The 12,682-nt window shown below is 48.0% G+C and carries 14 protein-coding genes; 4 read left to right on the plus strand and 10 right to left on the minus strand.

What is annotated here, in order from left to right; translation table 11 throughout:
• Nucleotides 1-281 precede the first annotated feature (281 nt).
• Complete coding sequence (locus tag IRJ16_RS09980) at nt 282-1,112, plus strand: sensor histidine kinase (protein WP_194111394.1); 831 nt, start codon at nt 282-284, stop codon at nt 1,110-1,112.
• A gap of 78 nt (nt 1,113-1,190) precedes the next feature.
• Here IRJ16_RS09980 and IRJ16_RS09985 read toward each other — a convergent pair whose 3' ends face one another.
• The 3 genes from IRJ16_RS09985 to IRJ16_RS09995 form a co-directional block, all read right to left on the minus strand.
• Nucleotides 1,191-1,838: an LA_2272 family surface repeat-containing protein gene (locus IRJ16_RS09985; RefSeq protein ID WP_194111395.1), complete on the minus strand. Its 648-nt coding sequence runs from the start codon at nt 1,836-1,838 to the stop codon at nt 1,191-1,193.
• 28 nt (nt 1,839-1,866) lie between these two features.
• Nucleotides 1,867-4,080, minus strand: a complete 2,214-nt coding sequence (locus tag IRJ16_RS09990; RefSeq protein ID WP_228079998.1) for an alpha-galactosidase — start codon at nt 4,078-4,080, stop codon at nt 1,867-1,869.
• Between the two features lie 381 nt (nt 4,081-4,461).
• Nucleotides 4,462-5,538: a zinc dependent phospholipase C family protein gene (locus tag IRJ16_RS09995; RefSeq protein WP_194111396.1), complete on the minus strand. Its 1,077-nt coding sequence runs from the start codon at nt 5,536-5,538 to the stop codon at nt 4,462-4,464.
• Between the two features lie 326 nt (nt 5,539-5,864).
• Between IRJ16_RS09995 and IRJ16_RS10000 the strand changes: the two genes are divergently transcribed.
• Complete coding sequence (locus tag IRJ16_RS10000) at nt 5,865-6,758, plus strand: pentapeptide repeat-containing protein (protein ID WP_194111397.1); 894 nt, start codon at nt 5,865-5,867, stop codon at nt 6,756-6,758.
• 95 nt (nt 6,759-6,853) lie between these two features.
• Here the strand turns inward: IRJ16_RS10000 and IRJ16_RS10005 are convergent, their stop codons facing one another.
• Nucleotides 6,854-8,416 carry a glycoside hydrolase family 10 protein gene (locus IRJ16_RS10005; protein WP_194111398.1) on the minus strand — a complete coding sequence of 521 codons (1,563 nt, stop codon included), beginning with the start codon at nt 8,414-8,416 and terminating at the stop codon, nt 6,854-6,856.
• A gap of 264 nt (nt 8,417-8,680) precedes the next feature.
• Between IRJ16_RS10005 and IRJ16_RS10010 the strand changes: the two genes are divergently transcribed.
• Together IRJ16_RS10010 and IRJ16_RS10015 are read left to right on the plus strand one after the other, a co-directional pair.
• Entirely contained in the window at nt 8,681-9,598 is a 918-nt protein-coding gene (locus IRJ16_RS10010; protein WP_194111399.1) for a hypothetical protein, read from the plus strand.
• 87 nt (nt 9,599-9,685) lie between these two features.
• Entirely contained in the window at nt 9,686-10,207 is a 522-nt protein-coding gene (locus IRJ16_RS10015) for a hypothetical protein (protein ID WP_194111400.1), read from the plus strand.
• Between the two features lie 81 nt (nt 10,208-10,288).
• Here IRJ16_RS10015 and IRJ16_RS10020 read toward each other — a convergent pair whose 3' ends face one another.
• The 6 genes from IRJ16_RS10020 to IRJ16_RS22865 are packed head-to-tail and all read right to left on the minus strand — an operon-like array spanning nt 10,289 to nt 12,661.
• Nucleotides 10,289-10,669, minus strand: a complete 381-nt coding sequence (locus IRJ16_RS10020; protein WP_194111401.1) for a hypothetical protein — start codon at nt 10,667-10,669, stop codon at nt 10,289-10,291.
• A 17-nt stretch (nt 10,670-10,686) separates the two neighbouring features.
• Nucleotides 10,687-11,097 carry a hypothetical protein gene (locus IRJ16_RS10025; protein ID WP_194111402.1) on the minus strand — a complete coding sequence of 137 codons (411 nt, stop codon included), beginning with the start codon at nt 11,095-11,097 and terminating at the stop codon, nt 10,687-10,689.
• Entirely contained in the window at nt 11,090-11,515 is a 426-nt protein-coding gene (locus tag IRJ16_RS10030) for a hypothetical protein (RefSeq protein ID WP_194111403.1), read from the minus strand. Before IRJ16_RS10030 ends, IRJ16_RS10025 begins: the two co-directional genes overlap by 8 nt.
• Nucleotides 11,512-11,919, minus strand: coding sequence for a hypothetical protein (locus tag IRJ16_RS10035; protein WP_194111404.1), 408 nt, complete (start codon nt 11,917-11,919; stop codon nt 11,512-11,514). The genes IRJ16_RS10030 and IRJ16_RS10035 overlap by 4 nt, the downstream gene beginning before the upstream one ends.
• An 11-nt stretch (nt 11,920-11,930) precedes the next feature.
• On the minus strand, nt 11,931-12,308 hold the full coding sequence (locus IRJ16_RS22860; RefSeq protein WP_228079999.1) for a hypothetical protein: 378 nt from the start codon (nt 12,306-12,308) through the stop codon (nt 11,931-11,933).
• Nucleotides 12,290-12,661: a hypothetical protein gene (locus IRJ16_RS22865; protein WP_228080001.1), complete on the minus strand. Its 372-nt coding sequence runs from the start codon at nt 12,659-12,661 to the stop codon at nt 12,290-12,292. Before IRJ16_RS22865 ends, IRJ16_RS22860 begins: the two co-directional genes overlap by 19 nt.
• Nucleotides 12,662-12,682: the final 21 nt, after the last annotated feature.

Here is a 12,682-nt window from a genome sequence, read left to right on the forward strand (position 1 = left end):
GTGAGCGAATCAAGCGCTCGTATCATATCGATCAGGACGTTCTGCCCAACCACAACCAAGCTAAGGAACAAAAGCGAACATTATTTACTAAATAACCTACACAATTTTTGTGGCGGCTAACGTTAAGCCAGGCGCTCGTTCATTAATTTCAAGGTTAAAATATTAATTTCTCATTAAATATCTTTCTTTTCTGTTAGTGGCACAGGATGTGCAATACCAACGCATTATAAACTATTGTTTTTATTGCGGTCGAAATTTTGGCCAGGGCAAGATCAGTTACGATGAAGGTCACTAAAGCACAGCATATTAAAAGTAATGGTCAGGTATCACCCGATCACTTACAAGAATACGATAACAGCGAACTGCTTTCGCTATTGAAAGAAAAAGACCAGCTGATCAGCACAGTAGCTCACGACCTCCGCAGCCCTTTGGGTAGTATTTCTGCATTAGCAATGCTGTTAGGTCAGGAGGGTGAGTTGTCCGGAGGACAAATTGAATTGTTGGATCTGATAAAAACAGCAACAAATTACTCGCTTAAATTAGTAGATGAATTGCTGACCAGCAAAAAAGCCGATCTTAAAAACCTATACATTAAAGAGATAGATGTACATGCAACGATACGGAACTATTTAAAATTTTCGCAGCATTTGATCGATAGTAAAGGGCAGCATATCTCTGTCAATTTTTTAGATGGCGACGCTCTGCTGATGATCGATAAAGAAAAACTTACCCGTGTGATCGATAATCTTATAGGCAACGCTATCAAGTTTACCCCGCGCGGTGGCAAAATAGCTATCAGCACGCTTATTATCGCCAACGGTTTGCAGATCACCGTTAAAGACAATGGGATAGGTATCCCCGAAAACATACAGCCTCAGATCTTTTCCATATCAGGTGGCGGCCGGTCGGGTACGTCAGGAGAAAAGTCTCATGGTCTGGGTTTATCTATCTGCAAAAGAATTATAGAGGAACAGGGTGGTTCGATACATTTTCAGAGCCGCTCCGGCAAGGGCACCAATTTTTACGTTTGGTTACCAAAATTAAGGTCAGAGCCGCTTAGTTCATCCGATCCGGCTGCAGAGGATGGGCATAAATTTAGGTTGCAGGCCTAAAGGCGAAAAACCTATAGGCAAACGCTACTTATGCTAACTACCGGGACGAGTTGTACAGGATACAAATGAAGCAGATCGCTAAAACCCCCAGTTAATTATCGGGAACTTTCTTTTGTCGCTTACATTCCAAAGGCCCAATTGTATCCCTTTTAGCTTTTCAGCATGATTGGTCAGGCCGATCTGCTGGCCGGTAGCCGTGCCGGCCCGGGTGCCGAAACCGATCTGTACACCATTCATTACATAAGCATCGGCAAGCATCCCTACCTGCAAACCGTTAAACCGCTGGGTAAAATTGAACATACTGACCGACATACCATTTACTGACCTGCTCATTTGCCCCACAACGCCCGCGCTGATACCATTGATAGTACAATTGCAAATTGTGCCACCCGGCGATATGCTAATGCCGTTTATTTGTTCGGAAAGCGGGGCGACCATGATCTTTTGATATTCGGATCTGCTCTTAGGGTACGGGTAAGGGCCGGCCATTGGTATCCCAAAACCTATACCCAAAGGTTCTATCCTGATACCGTTACTGCGTACATTACGGGGCGTATCCATATAAGTGCTGATCAACCCTACAGAAAGACCGTAGATATTCGCGTTCCTTTTATGGAAAGTTCCTACAGGAAAATAGCTGCGCATGGCAGTATCCTGCCCCCTTGTTACGGCCGTACCGCTGCAGATCAGCAAAACGATCATAGATACCTTTATTGATCTTTTCATTAGTTACGATCTTTTTTGATCCCACCCCCTACTCCACCACAAACCAAGTATAACTCTCCGCGTCGATAGTGACGGTTAGATCTACGGTATGATCCCGCCCTACCTCTTTCACCGCCTTCACCTCACCTTTCTCTATAAAAGTCGCGGTCTGCGTAAGTCCGGTGTAGTATAGCGGGATGCTGATGGTACGCGTGATCTTCTCTTTCAGTGGATTGTACAGCATCATTAAGCCTTTCTCTTTCAGTAGGGGGTTTACGTGCATAATGCCGTCCCAATCGCGGCCGTCGGCGCGTTTTAGGTGGATGATGTCCGACGTGAGAACATCGCGGTGTTTGTTGTACCAGCTGACCACGTCGATCACCGTTTGTTTGGTGGCTTCGGTATCATACAAACGCGGACCGCGGTAGGCGGCCTGCACGCCTGAACCGTAGTATTGCATCATCAGCGTGCGGTAGGCATCCAGGTGTTCGCTCAGTGGCTCTAATATGGCGTCAGCACCGCCGCCGTGGTATTGGGTGAGCGGCACAAAGCCCCACACCATGGATGGTATCTCGTCCCAAAGTCCATCGTAAATGTTTTGGCGGTTAAGGATCACCTGCTGCGCCCGCGAAAGCGAAAAGTTAACCTCCCGATAGCCGATGCTGATACGGTGCGTACCATCCAAAAAATACCAATCGGGCGAGCAGATGTAAACATCGTGCTCGTTCAGCCAGTGGTATAGTTCCTTCTGGATCTCCATTTGCCGCCATTGGCTGTCATCCAAATTTTTATGCCCGGGATGCTTACGCGACGCGCACAGATCGCCGGGATAAGGCCCGTCGTGTCCGAAGATATCGAAGCCCGTCCCCACAAAAAACTTTTTGATGTTATCGCGATAAGCCAGCCCCCACTTACTGCCAAAACATGGCGCATTGCCGAAAAATGCCCCACCCGGCAAACCCGTTTTAGGATCGATCACATCATCATAGTCACTTATCCGCCGCGAACTGAACAATGAGTAGCAACCGATCTTGATATTCTTGCTGTGCGCATAATCGGCCAGTTGTTTCCATTTGGCCAGGTTAGCGCCTGATACGTCCTCGATATTTAAATGACTGCCGAAACTCAGGATCAGTGCTTCGTAACCCGTATCCGCGCATTGGTCTATGGCGGTGCGCACCTCGGCATCGGTACGGCTTACCAGATCCATGGATATCGGGTTAGCAGTAACCCAAGGCGCAATGGTACGGTACATTTTACGGATGGCCAGCCCACGCCGTTCGCGGTCGTAGCTGTCCATCAGCAACTCGTAAGTGCGGATGGAGGTAAAGGTCTCGTCCTTTTTAAGTTCGACGGCGGTCACCTTCTCGGGGTACACCTCCAGCAAACACGGGGTTTGGAAATGATAGTTCACCTGGGATGTATAAGCTTTATCGGCTACCCAATGCGTGGTCTGATCACTCAAGCCGGCCCGCATGGAGTTATTGAAGGCATAATTACTTTCGATATAGATATTCTCCGGCGCACGCATCTCGCTAACACCGCCAACCACGGCGCTCTCCTCTTCCACAACGCCTAATATCTCGTTCACCACTCGGCCTATGGTGATGGTCGAGTTGGTCTTGTTCTCTATCGTCACCCACTTGCTGACCAGCGGCAGGCCATCGTAAATACTGTAATGTACCGTTACGTTGATGCCGTTAAGCTCGTTCTGCCCCGGCTTGTAAATAAAGGATATGGTTTTGCCGGCAGGTTGTTTCCTGTTAGATGCCCACCATTGGTCGCCCTTCCAATTGATGACCGGCGCGATGGCCGATACCTCGTATCTATCCAACTGAAAGTCGTTATTATCGGCCGTGAATCTGTCTAGCCATTCGGGCAGCAGGTAGGCATTCTCGGATTGACCGTACAACCCGCCAACGTTATAAGCCTTACCGTTGATAGCCAGTTTAGCTTCGGCCTTTACCGATCGGATCAGTTGCTTACCCGTGTGCACGTTAATAAAGTCGTAACAGGTAACATTAGGCGATATGCGGAAACTGCGCCTGAGTATGCCGTTGTACAGGATGATGTTCTTATTGTCGACAGTCCTATAAACACCGGCCTTCTCGGTTTCGGGCGTTACCAGCCAGTCGCTTTTTTTTGTGGCGTGCAGTTCGGGTTGCCAAAGGGGCAGGTCCTGGGCAAATAAACTCAGTTGGCACTGACAGAGGACCAGTAGCAGTAATGCTTTTAAGGCGATTGTCCGTTTGATGATCAGCATAGGTCAGATCAGGTTTTGGTAGAAAGCGATATTACAGATAATTATTTTAGATAACAATCTAATATCGATCTGTTTGATGGCCAAATTTATCATTACCACGACGATAAAGTATAAAATTAAGCGGGACGTTTAAATTACCACGTTCAGCCAAGTCACAGACTTGGCCGGGCAGTATTTAAATTGGGAAAGAGAAAATTGATATTTAACTTAACGAGTACCCGAAACGTGCTTCGCAACAACCAAGGGGGCTTTGCCTGACCCTGCATTAGTAACGATCAATGCCGGAGCGTCTCCCCTGCCATAAAAAGCCATAATATTCTGTTGCAGGGCCGGCGAAATAATGGCTTGCTTATCCGCCTGTAGTTTGGCTACCCACTCGGTTTAGGTATTATCGGCGAGGGTGTATTCGTTAAGGGTGGTGGGCTTGCCGGTATCGTAATTGATATTGGCCAAATGCAACCAGCCTTGTGCTAAATGCGCCAGGGCGGCCTCGTAATTGACCATGATGCTGTCCATACTTTGCAAAAATAGTTGCTCGCAGGTTTTCCCCGGGTGTTTAAAGCCCATCTTTTTAAGCGGACCGATCTTGGGCAATGCCTCTACCAACGTAGCCAGCGTACGGGCAATAATGCCTGTCCCGGCCGGAGATATGCCGTAACGTTTATCAAAAATACTTTCGGGCATGCGCCGGGTAAAGCCATTGGGGGCATCATCGACCATAATACTGCCCGCAGCCCGATCCGATCGACCTGCTACCCGGGCCAGTTCGGGAAACAGGTCCTGAACGCCCCATCTGAAAGTAGAGATAGAGGAATTGAAGTTAGGGAACACCGTACTAAGCTCCTGCCCGTAAGTTTTGCGGAAGGCCCGCTCCACCACCGGCGTAGCTATCTCGAACCCGATGAACTTATGATAGGCCACGCTGCCGTAATTGCCCTTGGCTATCTGGATCACGTCAAAAGCAAACTCAATACGGCTGTGCGATGTATGGTCGTCGTCGTACGTAACTACATCGCCAAATCTCTTTTTAAGTTCGGGGTAGTCAACCGCGACCGAAATGTTGGTAGCCAGCGCGTGGCCATATTTATCCGCCATGTAATGCGACATGGCGCCGAGGGCAAAGGCATAATCGTTCAAATTCTGCGACCCGTCTATCAACGCCATTACAAAATCGCCGCTGCGTACGTAGTGCAGCAGATTAGTAAAGTAAGGGCTGCCGAAAGGCATATAACCCATATCGGCCACCAAGCTGCCACCGTATGTGTAGGCGTAAGCTTTCTGCAGTTCGTCGGGCGTAGCTGTGGGATATTTTTTGATCAGCAAGGGCTTGATGTGTCCGGCCCATTCGGCATCGATAATGGCCTCGTGCGCAAGGATAGAGAAGCTGCTGACAGGGGTCGCCAAAGCCATGCAGCACAAAAGGATGATGAGGTACCTGCAATGGTAAAGCTTTTTCATGATGATAGCTGTACCGTTTGATATGTGCGTAGGTAGATCACATCACAAATATCCTCCCGCAGTTTTAGCTGGATGCTTGCTTAAGGTGAAGATAAGGTTAAATAAAAAAGCAAAATAATACGTACTTTAACAATAAACCAACAAGCACTTATGATCAAATTAACCGTGCCTTAACGATCCGCTAACCCGAATACAAATTGAACTGCTTGCTACCCGTAGTTGCTAAAAACAACTGCAAGTAGCGTAAATGCAACTAATGGTAGCGCTATATTTGATACCGGGGCCAACGCCCCGCAATAACTTTGCCTTATCAAAAACAACATGATATGGAAACAAATATGATAGGCGAAAAGATCGCCGTAGCCCGCAAAAAGATCAGCTACTCGCAAGCCGAGCTTGCTCAACAACTTTTTATCAGTCCGCAGGCTGTAGGTAAATGGGAACGCGGCGAATCTGTACCCGATCTGCTCACGACCACAAAATTGGCGAAGGTACTGGGTGTAGATCTTAATTATTTTGCTGGCGAAAATTCGGTGCCCCCCGCTGATGCCAAGCCGGCTGCCCCGATCGTGTCAACAGACAGCCCGGCAGCGCCGAAAGGCAACGAAAAACTGACTTGGAACATGTCTCGCGGTAACTGGGTGGATGCGGATCTTTCGGGACTGAAAGGCTTGCATGATAAATTTACATCATCAAATATCCAGCGTTGTAAATTTGTTGGGGCGGAGATGAACGGCGTGCTGCTGAAAGATAACAACATCGAGGCCTGCGACTTTTCGGCATCGCAGATCAGCAATGGCCGGTTCGATAATTCGCACATGGTCGATAACAATTTTACGGATTGCCTGCTCAACAATACCGCGTTCGACAATTGTCATATCAAGAATTGCGAATTTTCGGGAGCAGATCTTTCCGGAGGCGTGTTTAAAGGATGTTCCCTGCAAAAGATAACCTTTGAAGGCTCGGTACTCGACCGCGCCTGCTTCACCGATACTCACCTGGCTGATGTGTTGTTCTCGACCACCTTAAAAAATTGCGTTTTCGAGAACAGCGCGCTATCCAAGGTCACCTTTCAGAACGCTACATTGCTGAACACCTTTTTTAAATGCAAAACGCTTAAAAGCGTCCGGTTTATAAATACCAGTGCCGACCGCATCACCTACGAGTTCTTGAAAAATGCCCGTGCAGATGTGAGCGGGATATCGTTGGTGGGAGAATAGAAGAAATTCATGTTCGAGCCGGCAAAGACCATGCAAGCCTGCGACTTGCATGGGCATCCATTCTGCCAAATTCTCAAATTCCGTAAATTCTGATCCTAATTAGCCACCACCGTCACCGGCTCCGAATGCTCGCTCTCGTTCTTCATGCGGTCTAATGCGGTTACAATGTAGATGTATTTTTTGCCGCGCTCGGTGGTCTTGTCCTCAAACACCAGGCTGGTATCGTAACGGATACCGACGATGCTTTCGGGGCGTTCGGTGTCCACTTTTTCGTCGCCGGTGTAGCGGTAGATCACGTAGCCGTAGGTCGGTTCGTTATCGTTGGCGGGTAGCGGGGCGTTCCAGCGCAGGGTGACTTTGCCAGCCAGCGATGTCGCCATTAATTGCGTTGGTTGCTTAGGGCCAACCGAATCCAGCCATAGCATTACCGGCGGCAGGGCCGGGTGGTTGTAGTATTTGGTCCGTAACGAATCTGCTATCCCCAGTAAATTGTTCTGCAACGATTTCTGGCTAAAGAATACACTGCCCTGCACCCGTGGGTTGTTGCGCAGGTATTTGATCTGGTCGGGCAGTTGCGATGGCGAGCGGAAGGCGATCTGCTTAGGGTCGCCGATGCGGTATGCGGCCTGGCCAATGTATAGGTGACGGCCATAGGCATTATTGCTCCACCAGTCAACCAGGGTCTCGTAAGCGGCCAAACGGTAACCAAAGTTCCAGTACAGCTGCGGGTTAATGTAATCTATCCAACCCTCGCGGCTCCACTTGCGCGAGTCGGCATAAAGCTCTACGTAAGCGCTACCTCCACGCGTGTCAGATCCCTCAGGGTGCTGGCTTTTGTTGGCCCAGATCCCCATCGGGCTGATCCCGAATTTCATATTTGGTTTATGCTTGTGTATGCTGTCGCCCAGCATGTGTATCAGTTGATCTACGTTGTCGCGGCGCCAATCGTCAATACTGGCAAACGCGCCGCCGTATTGTTTAAAGGTCTCGGCATCTTTAATGGTTTGCCCGGCTATGCGGTAAGGGTAAAAATAATCGTCCATGTGCACGCCGTCTATGTCGTAATTATCCACTACGTTCAGTAGGGTCTGCACAATGTATTCGCGCACTTCGGGGATGCCGGGGTTAAATAGTTTGATACCGCCATAGACCATGAACCACTCGGGTTTCAGGCGGGTGATATGGTCGGGCGCCAGCGCGTTAAAATTGGCATCAAGCGTAGCACGGTAGGGGTTGAACCAGGCATGCAGTTCGATACCGCGCTTGTGGCTCTCGGTAATGGCCATTTGCAGCGGATCGTAAAACGGGATGGGCGCATGGCCTTGCGTACCGTTCAACCATTTACTCCACGGTTCTTTTCCCTTGGCATAAAACGCGTCGGCAGCGGGGCGCACCTGGAACATTACGGCGTTGATACCGATGTTATGGTCAAAGTCCAGCAGGTTAAGCAGCTCTTGTTTTTGACGTTCGACAGGCAGTTTCGAGCTGGATGGCCAGTCGATATTAGCTACCGTGGCTACCCAAACGGCGCGGAACTCGCGTTTTGGGGCAGGGCCGGCCTCGGGCAATGGGGGCATGCCCGATGGCGACTGGGCCATCGCCGACAGGCCTGTACAAAGGGCAAAAACAGTTATATATAAGGATCTTAAATTGGTCATCAGCGGGTATTTGAAAGGCGCAAAGATAAAAACAGAGTTAGTTTTATAGACTTTAACGGGCAATAAATACAAGTATTTTGTGTTTTTTAAACAGAAGTTGATATTTTTAGCCGTAAGTAACAACCGATCCACGGATCAAACCCCGGCAAAAACCTAAAGGCTAAAATGTCGTTATTGTTTTACCGCAAGCAGGCCCCACGGCTTTCAGAACACCGAAAGCTGAGGTTGGGAAGCTATTTGACTAACACTAAATTTAACTTGGAAATGGAGAAAGAACCGACGCAAGTACCACCTTCAAAAAAGAATTCGAACGTAATTTACTTTCTGATAGTTGTTGTGCTTGCACTTTTGGTGACCGATGTGTACCTGTACATGCAAAAAAACAAGTCGGAAGACAGGGTAGCCAACGTATCTGACGATAAGACCCGCCTGCAGACCGAACTGGACAGTCTGGAGGCCCAGATAGAGACCGTAACCTCGAGCAGGACCCGCCTGACCGAAGAAATGCAAGCCGCCAACGACTCGCTAAAGACCAAGATACGTGAGTTGCGCCGCGACCTTGCTAAAGGTAAACTCACCAAAGAGGAGCTGGAAAAAGCACAGGAAGACGTAAAACAACTACGCTATTTTGTGACCAAATATACCGCCGATATTGAGGCCCTGAAAAAACAGAACACCACTTTAATGGCCGAGCGCGATACGCTAAAGACCAACCTGAATACCGTTAGCCAAAAAGCTACCGAACTTGAGGCACAGAACCAGGACCTGAACAATAAAGTACAGGTAGCATCGGCCCTGAAGATCGGCGCGGGACAGATTGTTGCTTACAAGATAAAAGGCAGCGGTAAAGAGGTTGATACCGAACGCTCGAGCGTGGCTAAAAAGATCATTATCGATTTTACCATCCCAAGTAACCCGGTCGCCCAAAAAGGCACACACGATGTATTTTTACGCGTGATAGACCCGGCCGGCAACCTGATCACTACGCCGGAGACAGGAACTTTCCAATCGGACGGGCAGGATCTGCAATATACTTACCGCACTGCTATCGAGTATAAAGACGATGGTTCGCCATTTAAGATCGACTGGCTGAACCCGGGCAAATTTACCAAAGGCGAGTACACGGTGATCCTATATGCCGACGGTTATACTATGGGCCGTTTAGGCTTTAAGTTGAAATAAAAATTCTTACAGAAGATGATATACAAACCCTGTCAGCCTAATGCTGACAGGGTTTTTTATTTATATTTGAGACATACATTACCACAATTGGATACCCGGACCGATCAAGATCATTTTATAGCCGACGATAAGCTTTTGCTTGTGCTTTTGCGTATAGTGTACCGCCTTAAGCGCGATTGCTATATCTGCGATATCGTTCTGCTTGTCTTCAGCGGGTATACGTATGATAAATTTGATAAGGATATCCCCTTTTTTGCCACTACGGTAGCTATCGCCATTGCGTGTTTGGGTTTCTTTCAGTACATGCTGTTGTCGCCGCGCAGTAAGTTCGTTAACGAAACGGCTATCGATATCAGGCTGATGCCGGATAAGATCAGGATACGTACCGCATCATTCGACGGGCCGCTATGGTTCCGGAAAGACCCCTTAGAGCTGGAGTTCCCGCGCTCGGCCGAGGTGACCTTTAAAATGATAGAGAACCCCTACTACATCTTTTTTAAAAGCCACGCCAAGCTGCTCAGCATGCGCTACCGCAATCAGGAAGTGTTCATCAATGCTAATTATTTTGATAAGGAACTGGAAGCGGAGTTGGTCAAGGCGACTATGTAGGTTTTGCAAGGCTGTCATCCTCCATTGGCTTATTTTGTTGATGGTATCCCGGTATGCGGTAGTACCAGATAAAAGTAACCACTAAGCGTAAATAAGGACGAAGAATATCATATCGCCAAACCACTCCGGACCCAAGATGGGCATAAATGGCAGCACCGAAAGGCAAATGCCGGCGAGCGACAAAATCAACTTAGTTCTGGTCTCTGCCAATTCGTAATATTTGCGCATCAGATAAACTATAAACCAAAGAATGCATGCGCTTGGGAATGATAATACCCCTGCGATCGCAACCACAAATCCCATCAACGATAAAAGATCTGACCCATCTAAAAATTTCGCTGGCTGGATGAAGCCGACCATGGCCAGCAACGTTGCAACGATCCAAAAGGTGGTAACCAACACCGGAGGGAACAGCAAGGCGGTCAGCCAAACTTTTAAAACGTATTTTAGTTCGGGGTACATATCTGTAATTTAATTTACTAATCAGCATTCGGTTTTCTGAGTTCATAAAACCATAAGGCACAGGAAAGTATTGTAACATAAGGCAAAGCGATTTTCAACGTTGCCTCATCTTTCCACCAGTTAATGTCGACCGACCAAAATAAAAGTGCGGCCATTGTTAGCCATAGCACAAGTAGTAAGCCTTTTATCACAGGGATATCAAACGTGCTATACCGTAAAAGGCTATATGTTGTAAAGGATGCTATGGCGAAACACAAAAACGAATAAAGCACTCCAAGAAATATCATCAGCCCCGCCAGCATAAACATTCCAGCGACGTCGGCACTTGTAAAAAGGTTGAACACAACAGTGATAAAAGGGGAGAGTATCACCGCCGTTAGCCAAACTTTTAAATTATAACTCACCTCGTTGTGCAAATTTTCATTCATTTTTCGCGGTAGGTAATTCGTAAAACCATATCGCCGCCACTACCACAACCGCATAAAAGGCACAGAACGACCATCGTTCCGTATCGCTCCCGATGAACCACTTGCCGATCAGCCGGAACGGGATGATGCACAAACCCGCCCCAATTACCGACCATACCAGTTTGAACCAGCCTATCCTTACCGTAAAACTATCGTAAGTGAACAGCACACATACCCAAAGCAGGAACACGCTTGGGATGGATATCAGCATGCCCAAAAAGATGGTAATGATCATCGTTCCCAAAATGTCTGACAGCGGATAAACCCATATCGGGAAAGCTGACGGGGTGATGACCGGTGCGATCAAGAACAGCAATAGGGTCGATAGTAATGCCGTCAACCAGATCTTTAGTACATAGTTTTTTATTGCTTCATTCATATACCTGGTTCAATATCGGTCCGAGGGAATTTATAGATCCAAATACCTGCTATCGTAATAGCAGTGTAACACGCGCCCATACTTCTTACTTCCATATCCGACCCGATCAGATGATCTAAGTACATAAATGGCAGTATGCATAGCCCGGCGGCGACCAAAGTCCACACGAGCCTTGACCCGATGACCGACCAGTTGGTGAACTGTTGGATGATAGCCATAATTATCAATAGCAGCACAACGCTCGGGATGGAAAATACCATCCCCAAGACGACCATAAAAAATACCATCAAAAAGAGCGATAGAACACCATCCAAATGATGCCAAGCTACTATTGAAATTATCAGGGGCGATAAAAATAGAGCCGTCAGCCAGATCTTTAAAACGTATTCCGTTCTGTTATTCATTGTTATCCCGTTCAAGCCCATTCTAAAGTAGCCACCCCTGTTATGGTGTCCAGCGTTTTTACGTATTTATGGCGCATCTTTTTTAAGTATCCACTAAAAGTATTTCCGCCGGCCTTGAACAGCCTGCGGTGCCCCATCCAAACCACACAGGCTAAGCTGTAAAAGAACCATTTGTAAAACACCGCACGCCACGCCCGCGAAAAGGCGTTCTTTTCGGCGTAGATAATAGCCAAGCGCTCGGTCTGGAAGGCAATGTGATGCGCCTCGTCTATCAAAATATCGGTACAGATCTGTTTAAGCAGGCTGCAGTTGGTAGCATCCTTAAGCGACTGATAAAAGATCTGCGCCGTGCTTTCTACTACCACCACGGTCAGCGTCCATACCTCCATACTGGTGGCAATGTGGCGGGTAAAACGGAAGAGCGAATCGTCCCAGCTTTTCTTTTTGCGCTGCTCGCCAATGCGGTCGACATATTGGCCCAGGTTCTCGCCGTGTTTTTGTTCCTCTTAATAAAAAGCTTGATGGCTTCCAGATAGCCGGGATCATCAAATTTGTCGGCATACCTTGTTGCTGCCGCGATGAGTTGCCTGCCTTCGGATGTTTCGGCCAGTTGCCAGGTACGTAATGACGCCAGGATGTTAGCCTGCTCGGTCGCGGTAAGGTTAGGTTGAAGATCCCAGTTGATGCGTTGTTGGAGGGCACTTTGTTTAAAGTGCCCGATCCAGTAATGACTTGTTTTCATCTTGATATCTCTTTAGGTAAG

The organism is Mucilaginibacter myungsuensis (genome assembly GCF_015222005.1).
Taxonomy (GTDB): Bacteria; Bacteroidota; Bacteroidia; order Sphingobacteriales; family Sphingobacteriaceae; genus Mucilaginibacter; species Mucilaginibacter myungsuensis.

Excerpts from the sequence above, each read along its gene's own strand:
- IRJ16_RS09980 (WP_194111394.1), top strand. The coding sequence starts at position 282 with ATGAAGGTCACTAAAGCACAGCATATTAAAAGTAATGGTCAGGTATCA.
- IRJ16_RS09985 (WP_194111395.1), bottom strand. The coding sequence starts at position 1,838 with ATGAAAAGATCAATAAAGGTATCTATGATCGTTTTGCTGATCTGCAGC.
- IRJ16_RS09990 (WP_228079998.1), bottom strand. The coding sequence starts at position 4,080 with ATGCTGATCATCAAACGGACAATCGCCTTAAAAGCATTACTGCTACTG.
- IRJ16_RS09995 (WP_194111396.1), bottom strand. The coding sequence starts at position 5,538 with ATGAAAAAGCTTTACCATTGCAGGTACCTCATCATCCTTTTGTGCTGC.
- IRJ16_RS10000 (WP_194111397.1), top strand. The coding sequence starts at position 5,865 with ATGGAAACAAATATGATAGGCGAAAAGATCGCCGTAGCCCGCAAAAAG.
- IRJ16_RS10005 (WP_194111398.1), bottom strand. The coding sequence starts at position 8,416 with ATGACCAATTTAAGATCCTTATATATAACTGTTTTTGCCCTTTGTACA.
- IRJ16_RS10010 (WP_194111399.1), top strand. The coding sequence starts at position 8,681 with ATGGAGAAAGAACCGACGCAAGTACCACCTTCAAAAAAGAATTCGAAC.
- IRJ16_RS10020 (WP_194111401.1), bottom strand. The coding sequence starts at position 10,669 with ATGTACCCCGAACTAAAATACGTTTTAAAAGTTTGGCTGACCGCCTTG.
- IRJ16_RS10025 (WP_194111402.1), bottom strand. The coding sequence starts at position 11,097 with ATGAATGAAAATTTGCACAACGAGGTGAGTTATAATTTAAAAGTTTGG.
- IRJ16_RS10030 (WP_194111403.1), bottom strand. The coding sequence starts at position 11,515 with ATGAATGAAGCAATAAAAAACTATGTACTAAAGATCTGGTTGACGGCA.
- IRJ16_RS10035 (WP_194111404.1), bottom strand. The coding sequence starts at position 11,919 with ATGAATAACAGAACGGAATACGTTTTAAAGATCTGGCTGACGGCTCTA.
- IRJ16_RS22860 (WP_228079999.1), bottom strand. The coding sequence starts at position 12,308 with ATGGAGGTATGGACGCTGACCGTGGTGGTAGTAGAAAGCACGGCGCAG.
- IRJ16_RS22865 (WP_228080001.1), bottom strand. The coding sequence starts at position 12,661 with ATGAAAACAAGTCATTACTGGATCGGGCACTTTAAACAAAGTGCCCTC.